General features: G+C 73.5%; 24 protein-coding genes. 13 read left to right on the forward strand and 11 right to left on the reverse strand.

The window, feature by feature from the left end:
- The first annotated feature begins 406 nt into the window (after positions 1-406).
- The 5 genes from GFJ45_RS09515 (at position 407) to GFJ45_RS09535 (ending at position 5,627) form a co-directional block, all read left to right on the forward strand.
- On the forward strand, positions 407-1,561 hold the full coding sequence (locus GFJ45_RS09515) for a sensor histidine kinase (protein WP_228386785.1): 1,155 nt from the start codon (positions 407-409) through the stop codon (positions 1,559-1,561).
- A 5-nt stretch (positions 1,562-1,566) separates the two neighbouring features.
- A complete protein-coding gene (locus GFJ45_RS09520) occupies positions 1,567-2,229 on the forward strand; it encodes a response regulator (protein ID WP_153396548.1) in 663 nt (220 codons plus the stop codon).
- Between the two features lie 73 nt (positions 2,230-2,302).
- The gene (locus tag GFJ45_RS09525; RefSeq protein ID WP_153396550.1) at positions 2,303-2,752 is read left to right on the forward strand and encodes a helix-turn-helix transcriptional regulator; all 450 of its coding nucleotides are present in this window, start codon (positions 2,303-2,305) and stop codon (positions 2,750-2,752) included.
- 5 nt (positions 2,753-2,757) lie between these two features.
- Entirely contained in the window at positions 2,758-3,168 is a 411-nt protein-coding gene (locus GFJ45_RS09530; protein ID WP_153396552.1) for a VOC family protein, read from the forward strand.
- A gap of 68 nt (positions 3,169-3,236) precedes the next feature.
- Positions 3,237-5,627, forward strand: a complete 2,391-nt coding sequence (locus tag GFJ45_RS09535; protein ID WP_153396554.1) for an ATP-binding cassette domain-containing protein — start codon at positions 3,237-3,239, stop codon at positions 5,625-5,627.
- 22 nt (positions 5,628-5,649) lie between these two features.
- Here GFJ45_RS09535 and GFJ45_RS09540 read toward each other — a convergent pair whose 3' ends face one another.
- Both GFJ45_RS09540 and GFJ45_RS09545 read right to left on the reverse strand, forming a co-directional pair.
- Complete coding sequence (locus GFJ45_RS09540; RefSeq protein ID WP_153396556.1) at positions 5,650-6,297, reverse strand: LysE family translocator; 648 nt, start codon at positions 6,295-6,297, stop codon at positions 5,650-5,652.
- Positions 6,298-6,334: 37 nt separating this feature from the next.
- The gene (locus tag GFJ45_RS09545) at positions 6,335-7,141 is read right to left on the reverse strand and encodes a nucleotidyltransferase domain-containing protein (protein WP_153396558.1); all 807 of its coding nucleotides are present in this window, start codon (positions 7,139-7,141) and stop codon (positions 6,335-6,337) included.
- A gap of 152 nt (positions 7,142-7,293) precedes the next feature.
- Here GFJ45_RS09545 and GFJ45_RS09550 point away from each other — a divergent pair, with 152 nt between their 5' ends.
- Entirely contained in the window at positions 7,294-7,818 is a 525-nt protein-coding gene (locus GFJ45_RS09550; RefSeq protein WP_228386793.1) for a GNAT family N-acetyltransferase, read from the forward strand.
- Positions 7,819-8,045: 227 nt separating this feature from the next.
- Here GFJ45_RS09550 and GFJ45_RS09555 read toward each other — a convergent pair whose 3' ends face one another.
- Complete coding sequence (locus GFJ45_RS09555) at positions 8,046-9,296, reverse strand: FAD-dependent oxidoreductase (protein ID WP_267128858.1); 1,251 nt, start codon at positions 9,294-9,296, stop codon at positions 8,046-8,048.
- A gap of 139 nt (positions 9,297-9,435) precedes the next feature.
- Between GFJ45_RS09555 and GFJ45_RS16945 the strand changes: the two genes are divergently transcribed.
- The 4 genes from GFJ45_RS16945 to GFJ45_RS09575 are packed head-to-tail and all read left to right on the forward strand — an operon-like array spanning position 9,436 to position 12,017.
- Positions 9,436-9,570, forward strand: coding sequence for a hypothetical protein (locus GFJ45_RS16945; RefSeq protein ID WP_267128859.1), 135 nt, complete (start codon positions 9,436-9,438; stop codon positions 9,568-9,570).
- A gap of 18 nt (positions 9,571-9,588) precedes the next feature.
- Positions 9,589-10,344, forward strand: coding sequence for a methyltransferase domain-containing protein (locus GFJ45_RS09565; RefSeq protein WP_153396562.1), 756 nt, complete (start codon positions 9,589-9,591; stop codon positions 10,342-10,344).
- Between the two features lie 57 nt (positions 10,345-10,401).
- Complete coding sequence (locus GFJ45_RS09570; RefSeq protein ID WP_153396565.1) at positions 10,402-11,238, forward strand: aldo/keto reductase; 837 nt, start codon at positions 10,402-10,404, stop codon at positions 11,236-11,238.
- A gap of 47 nt (positions 11,239-11,285) precedes the next feature.
- Positions 11,286-12,017: a (2Fe-2S)-binding protein gene (locus GFJ45_RS09575; RefSeq protein WP_153396567.1), complete on the forward strand. Its 732-nt coding sequence runs from the start codon at positions 11,286-11,288 to the stop codon at positions 12,015-12,017.
- A 12-nt stretch (positions 12,018-12,029) separates the two neighbouring features.
- Here GFJ45_RS09575 and GFJ45_RS09580 read toward each other — a convergent pair whose 3' ends face one another.
- Together GFJ45_RS09580 and GFJ45_RS09585 are read right to left on the reverse strand one after the other, a co-directional pair.
- A complete protein-coding gene (locus tag GFJ45_RS09580; RefSeq protein ID WP_153396569.1) occupies positions 12,030-13,328 on the reverse strand; it encodes an RNA polymerase sigma factor in 1,299 nt (432 codons plus the stop codon).
- 1 nt (position 13,329) lies between these two features.
- Positions 13,330-13,761, reverse strand: coding sequence for a YciI family protein (locus GFJ45_RS09585; RefSeq protein ID WP_153396571.1), 432 nt, complete (start codon positions 13,759-13,761; stop codon positions 13,330-13,332).
- A gap of 189 nt (positions 13,762-13,950) precedes the next feature.
- On the opposite strand from GFJ45_RS09585, the gene GFJ45_RS09590 reads away from it, so the two are divergent.
- Both GFJ45_RS09590 and GFJ45_RS09595 read left to right on the forward strand, forming a co-directional pair.
- Positions 13,951-14,490: a DinB family protein gene (locus GFJ45_RS09590; RefSeq protein ID WP_153396573.1), complete on the forward strand. Its 540-nt coding sequence runs from the start codon at positions 13,951-13,953 to the stop codon at positions 14,488-14,490.
- 79 nt (positions 14,491-14,569) lie between these two features.
- Entirely contained in the window at positions 14,570-14,848 is a 279-nt protein-coding gene (locus tag GFJ45_RS09595) for a DUF3072 domain-containing protein (protein WP_153396575.1), read from the forward strand.
- Between the two features lie 42 nt (positions 14,849-14,890).
- Here the strand turns inward: GFJ45_RS09595 and GFJ45_RS09600 are convergent, their stop codons facing one another.
- From GFJ45_RS09600 to GFJ45_RS09610, 3 genes are read right to left on the reverse strand one after another with little or no spacing between them, the layout of a single operon-like run.
- A complete protein-coding gene (locus GFJ45_RS09600) occupies positions 14,891-15,691 on the reverse strand; it encodes an alpha/beta fold hydrolase (protein WP_153396577.1) in 801 nt (266 codons plus the stop codon).
- A gap of 60 nt (positions 15,692-15,751) precedes the next feature.
- Entirely contained in the window at positions 15,752-16,357 is a 606-nt protein-coding gene (locus tag GFJ45_RS09605) for a GNAT family N-acetyltransferase (RefSeq protein ID WP_153396579.1), read from the reverse strand.
- A gap of 8 nt (positions 16,358-16,365) precedes the next feature.
- Positions 16,366-16,986, reverse strand: a complete 621-nt coding sequence (locus GFJ45_RS09610; RefSeq protein WP_153396581.1) for an L-threonylcarbamoyladenylate synthase — start codon at positions 16,984-16,986, stop codon at positions 16,366-16,368.
- 67 nt (positions 16,987-17,053) lie between these two features.
- On the opposite strand from GFJ45_RS09610, the gene GFJ45_RS09615 reads away from it, so the two are divergent.
- Positions 17,054-17,524: an SRPBCC domain-containing protein gene (locus GFJ45_RS09615; protein ID WP_228386794.1), complete on the forward strand. Its 471-nt coding sequence runs from the start codon at positions 17,054-17,056 to the stop codon at positions 17,522-17,524.
- On the opposite strand, the gene GFJ45_RS09620 is transcribed toward GFJ45_RS09615, so the two are convergent.
- The 3 genes from GFJ45_RS09620 to GFJ45_RS09630 form a co-directional block, all read right to left on the reverse strand.
- On the reverse strand, positions 17,514-18,530 hold the full coding sequence (locus tag GFJ45_RS09620) for a GNAT family N-acetyltransferase (protein ID WP_153396583.1): 1,017 nt from the start codon (positions 18,528-18,530) through the stop codon (positions 17,514-17,516). The genes GFJ45_RS09615 and GFJ45_RS09620 overlap by 11 nt on opposite strands.
- Before the next feature lie 71 nt (positions 18,531-18,601).
- Positions 18,602-19,933 carry a YjiH family protein gene (locus GFJ45_RS09625; RefSeq protein WP_153396585.1) on the reverse strand — a complete coding sequence of 444 codons (1,332 nt, stop codon included), beginning with the start codon at positions 19,931-19,933 and terminating at the stop codon, positions 18,602-18,604.
- A 33-nt stretch (positions 19,934-19,966) separates the two neighbouring features.
- On the reverse strand, positions 19,967-21,165 hold a 1,199-nt coding region (locus GFJ45_RS09630), incomplete at its 5' end, for an APC family permease (protein WP_153396587.1).

Below are 21,165 nucleotides of genomic sequence, written 5' to 3' on the forward strand. Positions count from 1 at the left end.
GGCCTGGTCGCCGCCCGCGCTGGCGCCGGGCGCGGTCAGCGGCAGCAGCGCCACCAGCCCGGCGGCGACGAGCAGGCGGACCAGCATCGCCAGCGCAGGACGGGGGAGGGACATGCCGCGGACGCTAGGAACGCGCTTCCGCGATGCGGATCGGCCGACGGTGCCCAGCTGGGCTGGCTCTGCGGACCCGCTGCGGGGGCCGGCGCCATACCGGGACCGGGGTCGGACTCACTCCCTGGTATGAGGCCCGTCGCGGTCCCCGGTGCGTAGCCTCGGCTGCATGAGGTGGCCGAGGCTGCGCGGCAGGACGCGGGCGCCGGCGCGCGACCGGGGCCGGGCCCCCAGGCGGTTCCTCCGGCGCCGGACACGGACCCCGCGGCAGCGGCGGAACCGGCTGCGTCGGAGCGTGGTGGGCGGCGCGCGCCGGCTGCGGGAGTACCTCGGCCGTTCCCCGGACACGGTGCTGGCAGTGCTGGGGCTGCTGCTGTTCCTGCTGGCGTGGCCCACGGTCGGGCTGACCCACACCGTCCCGGCCTCGCTGTGGCCCATCGTGGCGGCGGCGGGGGTGCTGCCCTTCCTGCTGGTCCGGGCCTCGCCGTTCCTCGGCTGGGCGGTCTGGCTCGCCGGCGGGGTCACCATCCCGCTGTTCTTCCCCACCCTGGTGCCAGGCGGCTTCCCGTGGCAGGTCACCGGCTTCCTGGTGCTGCTGGCGCTGACGTTCGCCGTCGCCTGGAGCGAGGACCGCCGGGAGATCGCGCTGACCTGGGTGGGCACGACCGCGCTGTTCATCCTGCACATGCCCGGGGCCATCGCTTCGGGCTGGGTCTTCGGCCTCAGCGCGATCATGGGGGTCGGGCTGCTGGTCCGCAGGCTGACCGCCTCGCGCCGTGAGCTCGCCCGGCAGACCGAGGAGCGCGACCTGGAGCGGGCCCGCCGCGCGGTGGCCGAGGAGCGCACCCGCATCGCCCGCGACCTGCACGACGTGGTCGCCCACCGGATGTCGATGGTGGTGGTGCAGGCGCAGAGCGCGCAGTACCGGCTGGGCGGGGTGCACCCGGCGGTGGCCGCCGAGTTCGACTCCGTCGCCGAGCAGGCCCGCGGCGCCCTCAACGAGGTGCGCTCGATGCTGGGTGTGCTGCGCAGCGACGGCCAGCTCGCCGAGAGCGTCCCCCAGCCGGGTACGGCGGAGGTGGAGCAGCTGTTGCGGGACACCCAGCAGGCGGGGCTGCCGCTGGACTGGCGGGTGGACGGCGACCCGGCCAGTTGCAGCGACGCGACGGCGATGACCCTGTACCGGATCGTGCAGGAGTCGCTGGCCAACGCCTCCCGGCACGCTGCTGGCAGCGGCGTGGTCGTGGAGCTGGACTACGGGGAGACGGTCCGGCTGCGGGTGGCCAACGGACCCGCCCGGGTGCCGGCCACGGCCGGGACGGACACCGGGCAGGGCATCCCGGGGATGGCCGCGCGGGCCGCCTCGGTGGGCGGCCAGCTACGGGCGGGGCCGTCCGACGGGGGCGGCTTCGAGGTGCTGGCCGTCCTCCCGGCGCGGGTGGCAGGGTGACCCCCGTGGCTCTCACCGTCGTGATCGCGGACGACCAGGCGATGGTGCGGGAGGGGTTCGGGGCCCTGCTGACCGCCCAGCCCGACATCGCCGTCACCGGTCACGCCGCGGACGGCCGGGCCGCGGTCGAGGAGGTCGTGCGGCTGCGCCCGGACGTGGTGCTGATGGACGTGCGGATGCCGCAGCTAAACGGGCTGGAGGCCACCGCAGAGCTGATGCGGCGCCGGCTGGATCCGGCCCCGAGGGTGCTGATGCTCACCACGTTCGACATCGACGAGTACGTGTACGAGGCGCTGCGCCTGGGCGCCAGCGGCTTCATGCTTAAGGACGCTCCCGCCGAGGAGCTGGTCCGGGCGGTGCGCGTGGTCGCGGCGGGGGAGTCGCTGCTGGCTCCCTCCGTCACCCGCCGGCTCATCGAGGAGGTCACCCGGCGCCGTCCCGCCCACGTCCGCGGCGACCGCCGGCTGGAGAGCCTCACCGCCCGGGAGCGCGAGGTGCTGGAGCTCATCGCCACCGGGCTGTCGAACACCGAGATCGCCGACCGGCTGTTCCTGGCCGAGCAGACGGTGAAGACCCACGTGGGCAAGGTGCTCGCCAAGTTGGCGCTGCGGGACCGTGCGCAGGCGGTCGTGTTCGCCTACGAGAACGGCGTCGTGACGCCAGGCTGACCCGTCCCGGTCGGTCCCTGGGGGAGGGGTGGCTCCCTAGGCACCGGCAGCGCCGCGTGGCAGGATCGCTCAGGTGACCAGCACGGCTGCCGTGGAGGAGCGGCTGCGCGACCTGCAGCGACTGCGCCGCGTCCGCGACCGGATCGACCGGGAGTACGCCCAGCCGCTGAACGTCGAGGCGCTCGCGCGGGGCGTCCACCTGTCGGCCGGGCACCTCAGCCGCGAGTTCCGCCGGGCCTACGGCGAGTCGCCCTACAGCTACCTGATGACGCGCCGGATCGAGCGGGCGATGGCGCTGCTGCGTCGCGGCGACCTCAGTGTCACCGAGGTCTGCTTCGCGGTCGGCTGCTCCTCGCTGGGCACCTTCAGCACCCGCTTCACCGAGCTCGTCGGGATGTCACCCAGCGCCTACCGGCGCCACGAGGGGCGCTCGATGGCGGGGTTGCCGCCGTGCGTGGCCAAACGGGTCAGCAGACCGGTCAGGAATCGAGAAGTGCAGCCGGCCGAGGCGCGCCTACGTTGACCGACATGGACATCACGATCTATCAGACCTACCTCCCGCACCACGACGCGGAGGCTTCGCTGGCCTTCTACCGCGACACCCTCGGCTTCGAGGTCCGCAACGACGTCGAGTACGGCGGCATGCACTGGCTCACGGTGGGCCCGGCCAGCCAGCCCGGCACCTCCATCGTGCTGCACCCGCCGTTCGCCGACCCCGGCATCACCGAGGAGGAGCGCCGCACCGTCGCCGAGATGATGGCCAAGGGCACCTACGCCGGCATCAACCTGGCCACCAAGGACGTCGACGGCACCTTCCAGCAGCTGCAGGCCGGGGACGCCGAGGTCGTGCAGGAGCCGACCGACCAGCCGTGGGGCGTCCGGGACTGTGCCTTCCGCGACCCGGCGGGCAACATGATCCGCATCTTCGAGGTCCGCTGACGGCTCCGGCCGAGACGAGCCAGACGACTGGGGACCGGCAGGGGACCCGGGCAACGGAGGGAGAGCAGATGAGCACGGCCACGGGCACCGCGACCGAGTCGCCGGCGCAGCACGTCGCCGACAGCCACGACCTGATCCGCGTGCAGGGCGCGCGCGAGAACAACCTCAACGACATCAGCGTCGAGCTGCCCAAGCGTCGGCTCACCGTGTTCACCGGGGTCTCCGGGTCGGGGAAGAGCTCGCTGGTGTTCAGCACGATCGCCGCCGAGTCGCGACGGATGATCAACGAGACCTACAGCAGCTTCATCCAGGGGTTCATGCCGACCATGGCCCGCCCGGACGTCGACGTGCTGGAGGGGCTGACCACCGCCATCATCGTCGACCAGGAACGGATGGGCGCCAACCCCCGCTCGACGGTGGGCACCGCCACCGATGCGAACGCCCTCTTGCGGATCCTGTTCAGCCGGCTCGGGCAGCCGCACATCGGCTCGCCGCAGGCGTTCTCCTTCAACGTCGCCTCCATCAGTGGCGCCGGCGCGGTCACCTTCGAGCGCGGCGGGCAGCAGGTCAAGGAGCGCCGCGACTTCAGCATCACCGGCGGCATGTGCCCGCGCTGCGAGGGCATGGGGCGGGTGACCGACTTCGACCTGACCCAGCTCTACGACGACACCAAGTCCCTGCGAGACGGGCCGTTCACCATCCCCGGGTGGGGCGCCGGGGGCTGGTACGGCCGCATCTACATGGGCAGCGGCTTCTTCGACCCGGACAAGCCGATCCGCGACTACAGCCAGCAGGAGCTGGACGACCTGCTGTACAAGGAGCCCACCAAGATCAAGGCCGAGGGCATCAACGTCACCTACGAGGGCGTGATCCCCAAGCTGCAGAAGTCCATGCTCGCCAAGGACAAGGAGGGGATGCAGCCGCACGTGCGGGCCTTCGTCGACCGCGTCGTCACCTTCACCACCTGCCCCGAGTGCGGCGGGACACGGCTCAGCGAGGCGGCCCGGTCCTCGAGGATCAACGGCGTCAACATCGCCGACGCCTGCGCCATGCAGATCAGCGACCTGGCCGAGTGGGTCCGGGGGCTCGACGAGCCGCCCGTGGCGCCGCTGCTCACGACGCTCGGTGACACCCTCGACTCCTTCGTCGAGATCGGGCTGGGGTACCTGAGCCTGGACCGGCCGGCGGGCACGCTGTCCGGGGGAGAGGCCCAGCGGACCAAGATGATCCGCCACCTCGGCTCGGCGCTGACCGACGTCACCTACGTCTTCGACGAGCCCACGATCGGGCTGCACCCGCACGACATCCAGCGCATGAACACGCTGCTGCTGCGGCTGCGCGACAAGGGCAACACCGTCCTCGTCGTCGAGCACAAACCGGAGACCGTGGCGATCGCCGACCACGTCGTCGACCTGGGCCCGGGCGCCGGCACCGAAGGCGGCACGGTGTGCTTCCAGGGCACGGTCGAAGGGCTGCGGGGGAGTGACACCCTCACCGGCCACCATCTCGACGACCGTGCCCGGCTGAAGGAGTCCGTCCGGACGGCCACCGGCGCGCTGGAGATCCGCGGGGCGCGCCAGAACAACCTGCGGGACGTCGACGTCGACGTCCCGACCGGTGTCCTCACCGTCGTCACCGGCGTCGCAGGCTCCGGCAAGACCTCGTTGATCCACGGCAACCTGGCCGGACGCGACGGCGTGATCGTCGTCGACCAGAGCGCCATCCGGGGCTCCCGCCGGTCCAACCCGGCCACCTACACCGGGCTGCTCGAGCCGATCCGCAAGGCGTTCGCCAAGGCCAACGGGGTGAAGCCGGCCCTGTTCAGCGCCAACTCCGAGGGCGCCTGCCCGACCTGCAACGGGGCCGGGGTGATCTACACCGAGCTGGGGGTGATGGAGACGGTCGCCACCACCTGCGAGGAGTGCGAGGGGCGGCGCTACCAGGCCGCGGTGCTGGAGTACCAGCTCGGCGACCGCAACATCAGCGAGGTGCTGGGGATGTCGGTCGCGCAGGCCGAGCGGTTCTTCAGCTCCGGTGAGGCGCGCACGCCGGCCGCGCACAAGATCCTGCGGCGGCTGGACGACGTGGGCCTGGGCTACCTGACGCTGGGCCAGCCGCTCACGACGCTGTCCGGCGGCGAGCGACAGCGGCTGAAGCTGGCCACGCGGATGGCGGAGAAGGGCGGCGTCTACATCCTCGACGAGCCCACCACCGGCCTCCACCTCGCCGACGTCGAGCAGCTGCTCGCGCTGCTGGACCGGCTGGTCGACTCCGGCAAGTCGGTGATCGTCATCGAGCACCACCAGGCGGTCATGGCGCACGCCGACTGGATCATCGACCTCGGCCCGGGCGCCGGCCACGACGGCGGCCGGGTCGTGTTCCAGGGCACCCCCGCCGACCTCGTCGCCGGCCGCTCGACGCTCACCGGGGAGCACCTGGCCGACTACGTGGCCTCCTGACCGAGGTCGTCGCTCCCGCGCGTCAGGGTGACTGCCTGCTCGCGGTGAGCAGCGTCCCGCTGAGGGCGAGCATCAGGCCGCCGCCGGTGGCGCGCACCCTCGCCATCCGGCGGGGAGAGGAGGAGAACCAGCTCCGCGCCGTGCCCGCGAGCAGGGCCCAGGTGCCGTCGCAGACGACCGCGACGACAGCGAACACGGTGCCGAGGACGGCCATCTGCAGCGGCACGTTGCCGGCACCGACGTCCACGAACTGGGGGAGGACGGCCACGAAGAAGACGATCGCCTTGGGGTTGGTCACGCCCACGACGAAGCCCTGCCAGAGCACGCGGGCAGCCGGTGTGTCACGCGGCCCGGTCGCGACGGCCTGCTCGGACACGTCGAGCCGCCGGTGTCGGATCGCCTGCACGCCGAGATGGGCCAGGTAGGCCGCGCCCAGGAGCTTGACGACCGTGAACAGCAGCGCAGAACCCGCGATCGCCGCGCCGATCCCGAAGGCCACCGCGGCGATCTGCACCAGCACGCCCAGCGTGTTGCCGACCACGCTCAGCAGGCCGGCACGGCGCCCGAGCGCCAGCGACCGGCCGATGACGAACAGCACGCTCGGCCCGGGCACCGCGACCAGGATTGTCGAGGCGACCGCGAAGGCGAGGAGGGCGTTGGTCGAGGGCACGACAGGACGCTACGCCTGCGGCGGAGTCGGTGACCAGTCACCGGGGCTGCGGTCGGGAGCGGCTCGGCCGCTCATTCCAGAACCCCACGAGGTCGCCGAAGCGGTCCACGATTGTCGCGACGAGCCCGCGCTCGTCGAGGGTGGCGGCGACCTCCCGGCTGGTCGGCCGGCTGGTGCCCTCACCCCAGCCCTGCAGGAGCGCCAGCCCCGGCGCCAGCTCAGGCTCGATCGCACTCCACCGCCGGACGGCGCGGGACCGGTCCGTCGTCCAGGTCCGGTCGTGGACGCTGACCATCCCCGCCACGGCGAGCAGCGTCTTGCGCGCCACCCGGGCACCGACGCTCTCGACGGTGCCCGCCCCTGACTCGAGCTGGGTCTGCCAGCGCCGCCAGTGCCGGCCGATGTCACCGTTGAACCCGCGCGCAGCACGGACGTCCGCGGTGAAGGCCGGCAGCCCGGCCGCCGGGTCCGGTCCGGCCAGGTGGACGCAGTAGTGGCGGAGGAACACCCGGTTGCCGTACGCCTCGTCGCTGTCTCCGTCGAAGTCACCGGCTCGCGCGCGGGCCACCTCCACGCCGCGGCAGCGGTCGGCGAACCGGCCGGAGAGCCGGGCGGCCAGACCGGCCGCGTCCGGCAGGTCGATCGCGAGCAGGTCGACGTCGGAGGTCACCGGCCGGGCGGTGCCGGTGGCGACCGAGCCGTACAGGTAGAGCGACGCACCAGGGAGGGGGAGTGACGCGGCCGCCTCACGCACGATCGGCTCGAACGCCGAGGGGACCCGGTCCCGCCCGGCGCCGGTCCGGATGGTCCCGTCGGCTGCTACGCCCTCGTCAGGATCAGCCATCGACTCCACCCATGCGCCCGGATTCTAGGGCCGGCAAACGGGATGGATACGCGGCGGTGCGCCGGTCTTCGAGCCGGGTGGCACCGCTGCGGTGCGCTCCTGTGCTGCAATAGAGGCGGGGCATGATCGAGGCGTTCGCACGGGAGGGTGCCATGACGTCACGAACCGAGCCGGTCGTGCGGGAGGCTGCGGCCGCCGACATCGCGGCCATCTGCCAGTTCGGCGAAGATCACGTGCGACGCCACTACGAGCCGCTCATCGGCGCGGAGGCCGCGGAGGGGCAGGTGCGCAGCTGGTGGAACGAGTCGCACGTCGGGACAGCCGTGGCCCAGGGTCTGGTGGTGGTCGCCGAGGCCGACGGCGAGCTGGTCGGCGTGGCACAGCGTGGCCGCAGCGGAGCCGAACACGTGGTCTACAAGCTCTACGTGCATCCGCAGCACCGCGGCCGTGGGCTGGGCCCGCAGCTGCTGGACGCGCTCACGAGGCAGCTGCCGGCGGACACCGACCGGCTCTACATCGAGCACTTCGTGGCCAACGCACGGGCGGGCTCGTTCTACGAGCGGGAAGGCTTTGCCGTGGAGCGGGTGGAACCCAGTCCGACCGGCGACCCCGGACTCGGGGTGGTGTGGCGCGTCCGCCAACTACGACCGGTCGAACCTACGTCCGAAGGGATGTGACGCCGGGGCCAGGGCCGGCGGTCGGCGGACCCCGGCGCGTGAGCAAGTGACCAGTCGCCCGCGTTAGCCACAGGACTGGGGCGCCTCACTCACCAGTGCGTTGGTATATGTCCGATAAGACACATTATGTAACGTAACGTCGGCGAGGACACCCCAGCCCTTCCCCCGACTGCCAACAAGACCGAGCCGGGACGGCCGCCTCCGGACGAGTTGAGTCGCTGCGGTCGCTAGCCGGACCTGGCAGGTGTCCACTGTCGGCGCGCGAACCGCGGGGCGTGCTCGGGAAGCGCTCCGATACCGACGAGCCTGGCCGGCACCCAGGTCAGCTGCGGGACGGCGCGCAGCAGGGTCTGCAGCTGGCGCGGCACCCGGAAGCCACGACCCCCCTCGATCACGCGGTCGAGGCCGCGGTGCATGCCGCGCTGCATCGTCTGGGTCGCCCAGGTCGGGAACATCCGCCGGCGCTGCACGGCGCGGCTGTCCCGAGTGCTGGCCGTGCCCGCCTGAAGCGGCCCCGCCAGCCGGCCGGCGGCGGCCACGGCGTCCTGCACGGCCAGGTTGACCCCGACTCCCCCAATCGGCGACATCGCGTGGGCGGCGTCACCGATGCACAGCAGACCGTCGGCGTACCAGCGACGCAGCCGGTTGACCCGTACGTCGAGGACCTTGACGTCCGCCAGCTCCAGCTGGCGCGCCGCCTCGGCCGCCTCCGGGATGGCGGCCGCTACCTCGGTGCGTAACACCTGGACCCCGCGCGCCCGGAGCCGCTCGTCGGCGCCCTTCGGGATCAGGTGCGCGATCTGCAGGTAGCCATCTCTCGGGATCACGACGTAGAACCTGCCGTCCACGATCCTGGGCATCAGCGTCTCACCCACCTTGCCGTCAGTCGGGAGCCGGAACCACCAGGCGTCGGCGTTGACGGGGAACTCGCGCACCGGCAGCCCCGCCTCCCGACGGACCAGCGACTCCCGGCCGTCGGCGGCGATGGTCAGGTCGGCGCGCAGCTCGTACTCGGGCTCGGCCGCGGCGGCCCCGTACCTGCGGCAGCGCACCCCGGTCACGCGGTCGCCGTCGCGCAGCAGGCCGGTGACCTCGGTCTCCATGCGCAGCTGGAACGTGGGCTCCGCCTCCCCTGCCTCGGCGAGCAGGTTGAGGAAGTCCCACTGCGGCGCCATCGCGATGTAGGGGTACGGGTGCCGGAGCCGGCGCAGGTCGCCGACGCGCAAGGTCGACCCGTCCTCCAGCGGGATCCGGACCTCCTCCACCCGGTTGTGCGGCATCGCCGCGAACCGCTCGATGAGGCCCAGCTCGTCGAGCAGCTCCAGCGTGGTCGGGTGGATGGTGTCGCCACGGAAGTCGCGCAGGAAGTCAGCGTGCTTCTCCAGCACGGTCACGTGGATGCCTGCCCGTGCCAGGATTAGCCCGACCACCATCCCGGCCGGGCCGCCCCCGACGACGACGCAGGTTGTGCGCTCCACCAGGCTCTCCTCCCTGACCCTCACTGGCTCGGCTGTGGCCACCCTGCCACCTCACGGCGCCGGTGTCTGCAGCCGGCCGGGCGGATCGGCGGCCGTAGGGTGGACGCCGGTCCCCCACCGCCCGTTCGAAGGAGCCCCGGTGCCCAGCGCTGTCCGCCTGATCCGCTCCCCGTCCCTCGCCGACGCGCCCTCCGCGTATGCGGCCACCGCACCGGCCGCTGCCCGGCTGCTCTTCCTCGCCGAGGTCGAGGCGGTCGCCGCCGTCGTCGACTGACCGGGAAGCATCACCGACGTGCGTTCCTTCGAGGAGCTGGTCTCCGAGGCGGAGTCCGCCGACGTCACCGGGTGGGGCTTCCAGTGGCTGGACGGACGCGCTCGGGAGGAACGTCCGCCGTGGGGCTACGCGCGGCTGCTCGCCGCCCGGCTGGCCACGGTGAGCTCCGCGCTGGACATCGACACCGGCGGCGGTGAGGTGGTGGCCGAGGCGCCTTCGCTCCCCCGACGGATGTGCGTCACCGAGGGCTGGCCGCCCAACGCGCGGCGCGCCCGCGAGCTCCTCGGCCCGCGGGGCGTGGCGGTGCACGAGCCGACCCCGGAGGGCCTGCTCCCCTTCCCCGACCAGTCGTTCGAGCTGGTGACCGCCCGGCACCCGGTCCGGCCCGACTGGGCGGAGATCCACCGGGTCCTTGCCCCCGGCGGCAGCTACCTAACCCAGCACGTCGGTCCCGGCTCGGCGTTCGAGCTGATCGAGTGCTTCCTCGGTCCGCAGCCGGCGCAGCGCTCGGCTCGGGATCCGGGGGCCGAGGCACGGGCCGCCGAGGACGCCGGGCTGGCGGTCACCGACCTGCGGACGGCCCGCTGCCGGATGGAGTTCTACGACGTCGGGGCGGTGGTCTACGTGCTGCGCAAGTGCGTCTGGTGGGTGCCCGCCTTCACCGTCGATCGCTACCGCGGCAGGCTGGTGGAGCTCGACCGGCTGATCCGCCGGGAGGGCCGCTACGTCGCCCACGCCACCCGTCACCTCGTCGAGGCCCGACGTCCCGACTGACGCCTCCCGCCGGTGCCGCACGAGCCCGGAGCCGGCCCATCTTCTACGTTGGGGGGCATGGAGCTGCCCACGGTGTCACTCAACGACGGCAACACTCTCCCGGTGATCGGGTTCGGCACCGGGTCGCTGCGCGGCGACGACGGCATCGCCGCGATGGTGAGTGCCCTGGAGACCGGCTACCGGCTGCTGGACTCGGCGGTCAACTACCAGAACGAGCACGAGGTCGGTGAGGCGCTGCGACGCAGCGGCCTGCCGCGGGAGCAGGTCCAGGTCACCACCAAGATCCCGGGCCGTTTCCACGAGGAGGAGCTGGCGCTGCAGTCGGTCCGGGACTCGGCCGAGCGGCTGGGCCTGGAACAGATCGACCTGGTGCTGATCCACTGGCCCAACCCCAGCCAGGGCCGCTACGTCGAGGCGTGGCGGGCGCTCGTGCGCGCCCAGCGGGACGGGCTGGTGCGCAGCATCGGCGTCAGCAACTTCACCGAGCAGCACCTGCGGCGCGTCATCGACGAGACCGGTGTGGTGCCGGCCGTGAACCAGGTGGAGCTGCACCCGCTGTTCCCGCAGCAGCAGCTGCGTCCGGTGCACGAGGAGCTGGGGATCGTGACCGAGTCCTGGAGCCCGCTGGGCAAGGGCACGGTGCCGCTGGACTCCCCCGCCATCACCCAGCCGGCCGAGGCGCACGGTGTCACGCCCACCCAGGTGGTGCTGCGGTGGCACACCCAGCTCGGAGCCGTCCCGCTGCCCAAGTCGGCCAACCCGGCGCGGCAGCGGCAGAACATCGACGTGCTCGGCTTCACCCTCACCGACGAGCAGGTGGCGGCGATCACCGCCATGGGCCGCTCCGACGGCCGCCGGTTCGACGGCGACCCGGACGTGCACGAGGAGATGTAGCGCGGTCCGTCGTGGCCGGCGCTAATGTCGAGCAGGTGCCGTCGCCCGTGCCTGGTCCTGAGGAGCTGGCCGCCTCCCTGACCGACCTGGGAGGCTTCTTCGCCTGGGGCGCCCCCACGGACGGCATGGCTCCGCTGGTCCAGGAGCTCCAGGAGCCGGCGCTCCCCCGGCGTTTCGACGCCGTCCGCGCGGCGCTGGGCCGGGCCGGCGGCGTGCCCACCGAGCAGGTCGACCCGCGGATGGCCGTGTCCGCGGTGCAGGCCGGTCTGGTCTCCCGGCTGTGGTCGGTCGCGCTCGGCGCGGCCTGCCTGCACCAGTGGGTCCCCGACCTGCGCGCCACCTTCCTGCGGTGCGGCACCGGGGCGCGCAACCCGGTGCCGCTGGCCACCACCGACCCCGCGCGCGGGTGCCCCGTCACGACGCCGGACGGGGCCGCGACCGCGATCTCGGCGCTGGTGCTGCGGGGTGCGGTGACGGAGGTGACCGAGGCCTGCGCGAGGGTGGGTGCGACCTCGCGCCAGGTGCTCCGCAGCAATGCTGCCTCAGCTCTCGTCGGCGCCGCCGGCACGCTGGCCCGCAGCCGTCCGGAGGTGGCCGGCCTCGCCGACGCCATCGCGAGGACGGTGCTAACCGACGAGCACCTGGCGACCGGAGGCGGCTACGGCGACGACGGCTCCTTCCGGCGGCGGGGCTGCTGCCTGTACTACCGGCTCCCCGGCCACGGCCTGTGCCCCGACTGCGTCCTCGTCGGTCGAGCCCGCCCGGGGACCGCGCCGTAGGGGACGGGCGGATCAGGGCGCGCCGCTCTCCAGGCCCGCGCGCTCCTGGTCGGCCGCCTTGGCCAGCAACAGGTCCCGCTCGCGCTCGTTGGCCGTCATGGCGGCGGCGCGGGTCAGCTCCGTCCGGGCCTCCTGGTGACGGCCCAGCCGCGCCAGCAGCTCCCCGCGCACCGACGGCAGCAGGTGGTAGCCGCGCAGCCGCCCGGACGCGACCAGCCGGTCGACCTCGCGCAGCGCGGTCCCGGGCCCCTCGGCCATGGCCAGCGCCGCGGCCCGGTTGAGCTCGACCACGGGTGACGGGCTCAGCTGGCCGAGCGCCTCGTACAGGAGCACGATCCGGGCCCAGTCGGTCTCCTCGGTCGAGGGTGCGTGGGCATGGCACTGGGCGATGGCCGCCTGCAGCCCGTAGCTCCCTCTCCCCCGCCCCAGCGCGTCGGCCCGCTCGAGCGCGGCGTCACCGCGCTGGATGGCCGACCGGTCCCAGCGGCGGCGGTCCTGGTCGGCCAGCAGGACGGGACGGCCCTGGGCATCGGTCCGTGCCGGGAACCGTGCGGCCTGGAACTCCATGAGCGCCACCAGGCCGTGCACCTCCGGCTCCCGCGGCACCAGGGCGGCCAGCACCCGGCCGAGCCGGCGCGCCTCGTCGGCCACCCCCGGGCGCACCCACCGGTCCCCCGAGGAGGCCGCGTACCCCTCGTTGAACACCAGGTAGATCACCGCCAGGACACCGGCCAGCCGCTCCGGGTACTCCCGTGGCGGTGGCACCTCGAAGGGGACCCGCGCCTCGGCGAGGGTGCGCTTGGCCCGCACGATCCGCTGCTGCACCGTGGCGGTCGGAACCAGAAAGGCCCGCGCGATCTCCTCGCTGGTCAGCCCCGCCACGACCCGCAGTGTCAGCGCCACCTGCGCCTGCCGGGTCAGCACCGGGTGGCAGGCCACGAACAGCAGCCGCAGCACGTCGTCCTCGATCTGCTCGGGGTCCCAGTCCGCCTCCTCCTGCCCGGCGAGGTCCCGGACCAGCTGGACGTAGCGCTCCTCCAGCCGCTCGGCCCGCCGCCACCGGTCGACGGCCCGTCGGCGGGCCACCGTGGTCAGCCAGGCGCCGGGGTTGGCCGGGACCCCGTCCCGGGGCCACTGCGCCAGGGCCTGGGTGAGGGCGTCCTGGGCGAGGTCCTCGGCGGTGTCCAGGTCCCCGGTCAGCCGGGTCAACGCGGCGATGATCCGCGCGGACTCGATCCGCCAGACCGCCGCCACCGCCCGGCGGGACCGGTCCTGGTCCTCCCCGGCCGGGGCGGCGGCGTCGGGCCTCACCTCAGCCCTGACCCGGGGTGCGCTGTCCCAGCTCCTCGCGCCAGCCGGCCTCCTTCTGGATCCACTCGTTGTCCTGCGGGAAGTCCTCCGTCTCGGCCACGCGGCGCACCTCCAGCTTCGAGCCCGGACCCAGCGGGCAGCGCGACGCCCACTGCGCGGCCTCGTCGCGGCTGGACACGTCGATGATCCAGAAGCCGTTGAACAGCTCCTTGGTCTCGCCGTACGGGCCGTCGGTGACCAGCGGGGGCTCGCTGTCGAAGTCGACGACGAAGCCCTCCTCCGGCGCCCGGAGCCCCTCCCCGGCCAGCAGCACGCCGGCCTTCATCAGCGACTCGTTGTAGCGGCCCATCTGCTCCAGGATCTGCTCGAACGGGACCTCCTTGGCCGCCTGCTGCGCCTCGTCGGAGTCCCGCATGATCAGCATGTACCTCATCGTTCTCTCCTTCCTCGGAGGGGCCCGGGTGGTCCCTCTACCCACTCGTCGACCGAGCGGGAACGGTATCGACATCGGTCGCGGACCTTTTTCGCTGTCGCGGCGCCGCGAGCCCTGCCAGCCCCCGCCCGTCATGCCCGAGGAGTCGCACGCTCACACGGTATCGGTGCGGGCGGCTACGGTGCCTGGATGGCGGACGTCGACGAGCAGGGACGGCCGGAACCGCCGCTGGCGGCCGGCGAGGTGGCCACGCTGCAGGGCTTCCTCGACTACCAGCGGGCGACCCTGGAGTGGAAGACCCGAGGTCTCGACGGCACCGGGCTGGCCGCGACGGTCGGGTCCTCGGCGATGACGCTGGGCGGGCTGCTCAAGCACCTGGCCTCGGTGGAGGACTACTGGTGCTCGGTCCGGCTGCACGAGCGCGACCCGCACCCGGAGTGGGCCGAGGCCGACTTCAGGGCGGACCCGGACTGGGAGTGGCGCTCGGCCGCCGACGACCCGCCCGAGCAGCTGCGGCGGCAGTGGCAGCAGGCGGTGGAGCGTTCCCGGCACGACGTCGCGCTGGCGCTGCAGCGGGGCGGGCTGGACCAGCTCGGCACCCCGTGGCGGGGCGATGACCGGCGACCAAGCTTGCGGTGGATCCTGTGCCACCTGGTCGAGGAGTACGCCCGGCACAACGGGCACGCCGACCTGCTCCGGGAGTCGGTGGATGGCCAGACCGGCGAGTAGCCGCCCGCGCCGCCGGGGGTGGCGGCCGGCGCGCCGGGTTCTGGATGCCGTGCCTGCGCCCACGGGTTACGTTCGGTCCATGACCACCGGGCAGCCAGAACGCGACGACCAGACCCCCCAGGGCACCGAGCCGGCCGAGCAGCCGGAGACGCTCGGCGCCTCCGAGCCGCAGGACCCGGCCGTGGAGAAGGACCCGGACGAGTGGGTCAGCGGTGACGACCCGATGACCGAGTCACAGAAGAGCTACCTCGACACGCTGGCCCGCCGCGCCGGCGAGGAGCTGCCGGCGGACATGACCAAGTCGGAGGCCTCCCGCCACATCGACCGGCTGCGCCAGGCGACCGGCCAGGACGGCTGAGCGGCCAGCCGGGGCGCCGCACCGGTCGGCTGGTCCGGACCGTCAGCCGGTCTGCGCGCCGAGGAAGACGCGCAGGGTGGCGACGAAGTGCTCCGGCTGCTCGGAGTGCACCCAGTGCCCGGAGTCCTTGACGGTGACCAGCCGGGTGCGCGGGAACAGCCGCCGCATCGCCGGGCCGTCCTCCGGCTCGATGTAGGGCGACTTCTCCCCTGCCACCCACAGCACCGGACCGTCGTAGCTCCCCTCGTGCTCCGGGAAGCCGCCGATCGCCGGCAGCTCCCGCCGCAGCAGCTCCAGGTTGGCCTGCCACCGCCAGCCGTCACCGTCCCGGCGCAGGTTCTGCAGCAGGAAGCCGCGGACCGTCGGGGTGGTGATGGGCTCGGACAGCAGCTCGTCGGCGTGGGTCCGGCTCTCGACGCGCTCCAGGTCCAGGCCGGCGAGGCTGTCCAGCAGGTGCTCGAACTCGCTCATCTCCCCCGAGTGGACCGGGCCGATGTCCACCACGACCAGGCGGCGGACCAGCTCGGGATGGCGCAGTGCCAGCAGCATGGCGACCTTCCCGCCCATGGAGTGGCCCACCAGGTGGACCGGGTCCTCGCCCGCCCCGTCCGCGCGCAGCCGCGCCGCCACCAGGTCGGCGTGCTCGTTGTAGTCGAAGGTCACGGTCCAGGGCGACCGGCCGTGGTTGGGCAGGTCGACGAGCAGGCTGCGGTAGTCCGGCGTGAGCCCCTTGGCGATCTGGTTGAAGTTCCGGCCCTGGCCGAACAGGCCGTGCAGGAACACCACGGTGGGGCCGTCCTGCCCCACCTGGATGACGTTCAGCTGGTCGGTGGTCTCGGACACCGCGCCAGCCTACGGGCAGGGGGCGGCTGGGTGCGCCACCGGCTGCGGATCCCGCAGCCGCTACAGGCGGCGCCGCACGACTGGTCGGTGCGGGCCGGTGCGGGCCACCTCCGTGAACCCCTCGCCGACGAACATCGACAGCGTCCCGTGGTAGAGCAGCGCGCCCGGTGCCCGGCCGCCGCGGGCGGCGACGTCGACCGGGTGGCCCTCCAGGTGGGTCCCGCGGTGCGCCCGGGTCCAGGCGATGCCCGAGCGCAGCAGGTCGCGGGCGACACCCTGCCGGCGGTGCCCGACCTTGACCACGAAGCAGGTGGTGCGCCAGACGCGCTCCTCTCCCGGGGCATCGGGCTGGCCCATCGCCCTCGCCAGGGCAGCGTTGCCGGTCACCCGCGGGAACTGCTGCCGCGGACCCAGCTGCAGCCAGCCGACCGGCTCGCCGGTGTCGTAGAGCAGCAGCCCCGGTGGGACCGCCGCGGTCTCCACCTGCCGACGCAGCGCCGCCCGGTTCGCCCCGGCGTCCTCCTGGTAGCTGCTGCCGGTGGTGAGGAAGAACTGGCACCAGCACCAGCCGGGGTCACCCCGGCCGCCCAGCACCGCCTCGACGTCGGGCCAGCGCGCCGGCGTGGCGGGCAGCACCGCCCGCAGCAGCCGGTCGGACAGTGCCACGGCTCAGCTCACCCGAACGGTGAGGTGTCGCCGGCCCCGACCCGGACCACCTCGGGGTAGCCGCTGGAGAAGTCGATGACGGTGGTGGGGTCGGAGCCGGTGACGTCCCCGTCGACGACGAGGTCCACCTGGTGGTCCAGCCGCTCCTTGACCTCCCAGCCGACGGCCATCGGCTCCTCGTCGCCGGGGAGCAGCAGCGTGCTGGACAGCAGCGGCTCGCCCAGCTCGGTGAGGATCGCCTGGGTGAGCCGGTGCTCCGGGATCCGCACCCCCACGGTGCGCTTCTTGGGGTGCTGCAGCCGTTTCGGGACCTCAGGGGTGGCCGGCAGGATGAACGTGTACGGCCCGGGCGTCGCCGCCTTGACCGCGCGGAAGACGTGGTTGTCCAGCTGCACGAACTGGCCCAGCTGCGCGAAGTCCTTGCACACGAGCGTGAAGTGGTGCCGGTCGTCCAGCCGCCGGATACCGATGATCCGGTCCTTGGCCTCCTGGTTGCCGATCCGGGCCCCCAGCGCGAAGCAGGAGTCGGTCGGGTAGGCGATCAGCCTGCCGTCCTGCAGCGCCTGTACGACCTGGCCGACGAGGCGGGGCTGGGGGTCGACCGGGTGGATGTCGAGGAAGCGAGCCATGCCTCACCGTAGGACGGCGCCCGCCTGCCGAGCCAGGTGTTCCCCGGCGCGTCGGTAGCCTGTGAGGGTGCGCCTGCTCCCCGCCTCCCCCGTCGTCGTCGAGCGCGTCGTTCCGGTCCCGCGGCAGCGGGTGTGGGAGGCGCTCGTGGACCCCGATCGGCACGCCGCCTTCGACGGGTCGGGACAGGTGCTGGGGCGCCCGCGCGGTGCCGCCCGGCTGCAGCCGGGCGGCGTGTTCTCGATGCGGATGCACCAGGGCCGGGTGCAGTACCGCAGCGACAACCACGTGGTGGAGTTCGAGGAGGGGCAGCGGCTGGGCTGGGTGACCACCGGGGTGGTCGCCGGCCGGTGGCTGGTCGGCGGCCAGCTGTGGCGGTACCTGCTCGCCGACCACCCGGAGGGCACCCTGGTGCGGCACGAGTACGACTGGGCGCGGGCCCGTGCGTCGTGGGCGCTGGCGCTGCTGGGCTACCCGCGCCGGATGCGCCGCGGGATGGTGCTGACGCTGCAGCGCATGGGCGACACCCTCAGCGGCTGACGTCGCGCTGGTAGACGGCGAGCTGCTTGGTGGGGAGATACCCCACCGCCTCGTACAGCCTGGTCGCGCCGGTCGGGCTGGCCGAATCCACCGCGAGCTCGACCACGTCGTAGTCGCCGGTCTCGGCCGCGAGCCGCGCGGTCCGGGCCAGGCAGGCGCGCGCCAGCCCCCGCCCCCGCCAGGACGGCACCGTGCCGACGATGTTGACGTACAGCTGCCGGTCCACCCACTGGGCGCACAGCACGTAGCCCACCACCTCGCCGTCGTCGGTCACGGCGAGCGTGGACACCGCCGGCCGTCCGCTGCGGGAGGTCCAGTGCTCGTGCCACTGCCGCTCGCCGGTCGGGGCGGACCCCCAGTGGTCGACGAACGCGGCGCGGTGCGCGGCCAGCGTGGCGCGCTCCCAGCCGTCGTCCGGCGAGACCAGTCGCACCCCCGCGGGCGGCGGTGGCGCGGCCGGGCCTGGGTGCTCACCGCCCGGCCGGGTGCCCTGCCCGGCCAGGGTGAGCCGCATCTCGGTGAAGTACCGCACCAGCGCGTAGCCGCGGTGCTCCAGCAGCGGCCGCACCGAGGCACCCTCCACTCCCCCGCCGGCACGCAGGTAGGCGGGCCGGCCCGGGTGCCTGGCGTCGGCGAGCTCGGCGCCGCGTCGCTCCATCTGCTCCATGAGCGCCCGGCCCAGGCCGCGGCCCCGGTGCTCCTGGTGGACGCCGCCCTCCAGGTGGATCCTGACCCGCCCGTCGTGGTCCGGGTGCTCGTTGACGCGCACCCCGCCGAAGCCGACCATCTGCTCACCGGCCCAGACGACCCAGGTGTCCCGGACCAGGTCCAGGTCCTGCTCCTGCATCTCCTCAGCCAGGTCCTCGACCGAGTAGAACTCCCCGGTGCCGTCCACGTCGGCGAGGTGGTTGACCAGCGAGGCCCACGCCTCGACGTCCTCGGGCCGCAGCCGGTCCCAGCGGTAGTCGCGGGCGCGGGTCTCCGTGGCGGGCACGCTCTGCGTCATGGGGACATCCTGGCCGGTGCCACCGACACCGTGCCAGCAGATTTCCGGGCGCGGGGTGCCCGCCGCAGCCGCTACCCGAGGACGACCAGGCCCAGCGGGATGGCCAGCAGCAGCGAGAGCAGCACCCGCTCGGCCCAGAGCACCACCAGCCTCGGGATCGAGACCGGGATCTCGGTGGCCACCAGGCTGGGGACCAGGGCCGAGAAGAAGATGATCTGGGAGACGCTGACCACCGCGACGACGTAGCGGGTCACCAGCGCCGACTCGGCGACCAGCGCCGCCGGCAGGAACATCTCGGACACGCCCAGGGCGGCGGCCTTGGCCACCAGCAGCGGCTCGGGCACCTGCAGCAGCCAGGTCACCGGGTAGAACAGGTAGCCCAGCCAGTCGAAGACCGGGGTGTACTCGGCCAGCAGCAGCCCCAGCAGCCCGATCGACAGGATCGAGGGCAGGATGGCCATCGCCATCAGGAAGCCGTCGCGCAGCGTGCTGGCGACCGCCCGGCCCAGGCTGGGCGCAGCGGCCACGGTGTCCCGCGCCGCGGCCCAGGCGGCGGCGAACCGGCTCCCTTCCGGCGCGGTCTCGGGATCCGGGGTGGTGCCGGGCGCGTAGCGCTCCGGTTCCGCGCCCAGCGGCCAGACCCGGACCGTGACGGCCGTCACCGCGAACGTGATGAGCAGCGTGGACCAGAAGTAGAACGCCCAGTGCCCCATCAGGTCCAGCGCGGAGGCGACCACCACCATGAACGTGGCCGACACCGTCGAGAAGCCGGTGCCGATGGTGAGCGCCTCCCGCTGGGTGTAGCGGCCTTCCAGGTAGACCCGGTTGGTGATCAGCAGCGCCAGCGAGTAGGACCCCACGAACGAGGCGACGGCGTCGATGGCCGACCGCCCCGGCGTCCGGAAGAGCGGCCGCATCAGCGGCCGCACCAGCACCCCGATGAACTCCATCAGGCCATAGCCGACCAGCAGCGCCAGGAAGACAGCACCGATCGGCACCAGCAGACCGACCGCGATCACCAGGGCGTTGAGCAGGAACGGCCCCATCGACTCCTCGAACAGCCACCCGGGCCCGAAGCCGAAGACGAGCATGGTGCAGACGACCAGCCCGAGCACCTTGAGCACGGAGAAGATCACGTCGGTGGTGCTGCGGCGCCACCGGCCCGAGACGTAGGGATGGACCGCGCCCCCGGCCACCAGCAGCAGCGCGTAGTACGGCAGCACCTCCGGCACCGCGTCCCGGATCCAGGTGACGAAGTGGTCCAGCATGATGGTGCTGCGCTCGCCGATGGTGACCGGGACGAAGAACACGAACGCGCCGACGGCGCTGTAGACGAAGAAGCGCCACATGCCGGCCGGCGACTCCCGCGGCGCGGCCGGAGGGGTAGCGGCCTGGGCTGCCATGGCACCCGAGGGTGCCAGACCCGCGGGCTCCTGTCAGGCGCTGCCGGTCCCGGGACCGGCCCCGAACCGGCCGCGCACCCGGTACCAGCCCAGCCCGATCGCCACGACGGCCAGCCCCGCTGCCACCGAGGCCCACGGGAGGCTGGCGGCGAGCGTGAGGCACCCGGCGCCGCCCAGCACCGGCACCCACGGGGCGCCGCGCCAGTCCCCGCGCAGGGTGAGCGCCGAGGCGTTGGTGACGGCGTAGTACAGCAGCACCCCGAAGCTGGAGAACCCGATCGCCCCGCGCAGGTCGGCCAGCAGCACGACGACGGTCACCAGGCAGCCGACGGCGAGCTCGGCGACCCGCGGCACCGCGTGCGGGCCGGCGACCACGCCCAGCGCCCGCGGCAGGTGCCCGCCGCGGGCCATCGCCAGCCCGGTGCGGGAGATCCCCAGCAGCAGGTTGAGCAGCGCGCCGAGGGCGGCCAGGCCGGCCGCGAGCCGCACCACCCAGGCCCACTGTCCGCCCCACAGCACGGCGGCGGCCTCGGCCACCGGTGCCGACGACGCCGCGGTCGCCGAGGCCCCCAGCGTGCCCAGCGTGGTGACCCCGACGGCGACGTAGGCGATCAGGACCACCCCGAGCGCGGTCACGACCGCCCGTGGGATCACCCGCGCCGGCTCCCGCACCTCCTCCGCGAGGGTGGCGACACGGGCGTAGCCGGCGAAGGCGAAGAACAACAGGCCAGCGGCCTGCAGCACCCCGTCGTAGCCGGCGGCGGCGCGTTGCTCCAGCAGCGACCGCCAGGACCAGCCGGGACCGTCACCGCCGGCGCCGACGAGGGCGGCGAGCACGAGCCCGGCCAGCACCGCGAGCACGATCGAGACGATCACCGTGCTCGCGCGGGCCGAACGCTGCACGCCGGAGAGGTTGAGGGCGGTGACGACGACGACCGCCGCCACCGCGGCCAGCCGCTCCTGGCCCGGGACCAGGTAGGCGCCGGCGGTCATCGCCATCGCCGCGCACGAGGCGGTCTTGCCGACGACGAAGCACCACCCGGCGAGGTAGCCCGGCAGGTCCCCCAGCCGCTCCCGGCCGTAGAGGTAGGTCCCCCCGGCAGCGGGGTGGCGCACCGCCAGCGCGGCCGAGGAGAGCGCGTTGCAGGTGGCCACGACCGCGGCCGCCAGCAGCGCCAGCAGCACCCCGCCGCCGGCTGCCGCGCTGGTGAACGAGGCGCCGTAGTCCTCGG

This window comes from Ornithinicoccus halotolerans, from assembly GCF_009602535.1.
Classification (GTDB): domain Bacteria; phylum Actinomycetota; class Actinomycetes; order Actinomycetales; family Dermatophilaceae; genus Ornithinicoccus; species Ornithinicoccus halotolerans.

Coding starts and splice junctions, on each gene's coding strand:
- GFJ45_RS09530 (WP_153396552.1), top strand. CDS start 2,758: ATGGACATCACGATCTATCAGACCTACCTCCCGCACCACGACGCGGAG.
- GFJ45_RS09535 (WP_153396554.1), top strand. CDS start 3,237: ATGAGCACGGCCACGGGCACCGCGACCGAGTCGCCGGCGCAGCACGTC.
- GFJ45_RS09545 (WP_153396558.1), bottom strand. CDS start 7,141: ATGGCTGATCCTGACGAGGGCGTAGCAGCCGACGGGACCATCCGGACC.
- GFJ45_RS09550 (WP_228386793.1), top strand. CDS start 7,294: ATGACGTCACGAACCGAGCCGGTCGTGCGGGAGGCTGCGGCCGCCGAC.
- GFJ45_RS09570 (WP_153396565.1), top strand. CDS start 10,402: ATGGAGCTGCCCACGGTGTCACTCAACGACGGCAACACTCTCCCGGTG.
- GFJ45_RS09585 (WP_153396571.1), bottom strand. CDS start 13,761: ATGAGGTACATGCTGATCATGCGGGACTCCGACGAGGCGCAGCAGGCG.
- GFJ45_RS09590 (WP_153396573.1), top strand. CDS start 13,951: ATGGCGGACGTCGACGAGCAGGGACGGCCGGAACCGCCGCTGGCGGCC.
- GFJ45_RS09595 (WP_153396575.1), top strand. CDS start 14,570: ATGACCACCGGGCAGCCAGAACGCGACGACCAGACCCCCCAGGGCACC.
- GFJ45_RS09610 (WP_153396581.1), bottom strand. CDS start 16,986: ATGGCTCGCTTCCTCGACATCCACCCGGTCGACCCCCAGCCCCGCCTC.
- GFJ45_RS09620 (WP_153396583.1), bottom strand. CDS start 18,530: ATGACGCAGAGCGTGCCCGCCACGGAGACCCGCGCCCGCGACTACCGC.
- GFJ45_RS09625 (WP_153396585.1), bottom strand. CDS start 19,933: ATGGCAGCCCAGGCCGCTACCCCTCCGGCCGCGCCGCGGGAGTCGCCG.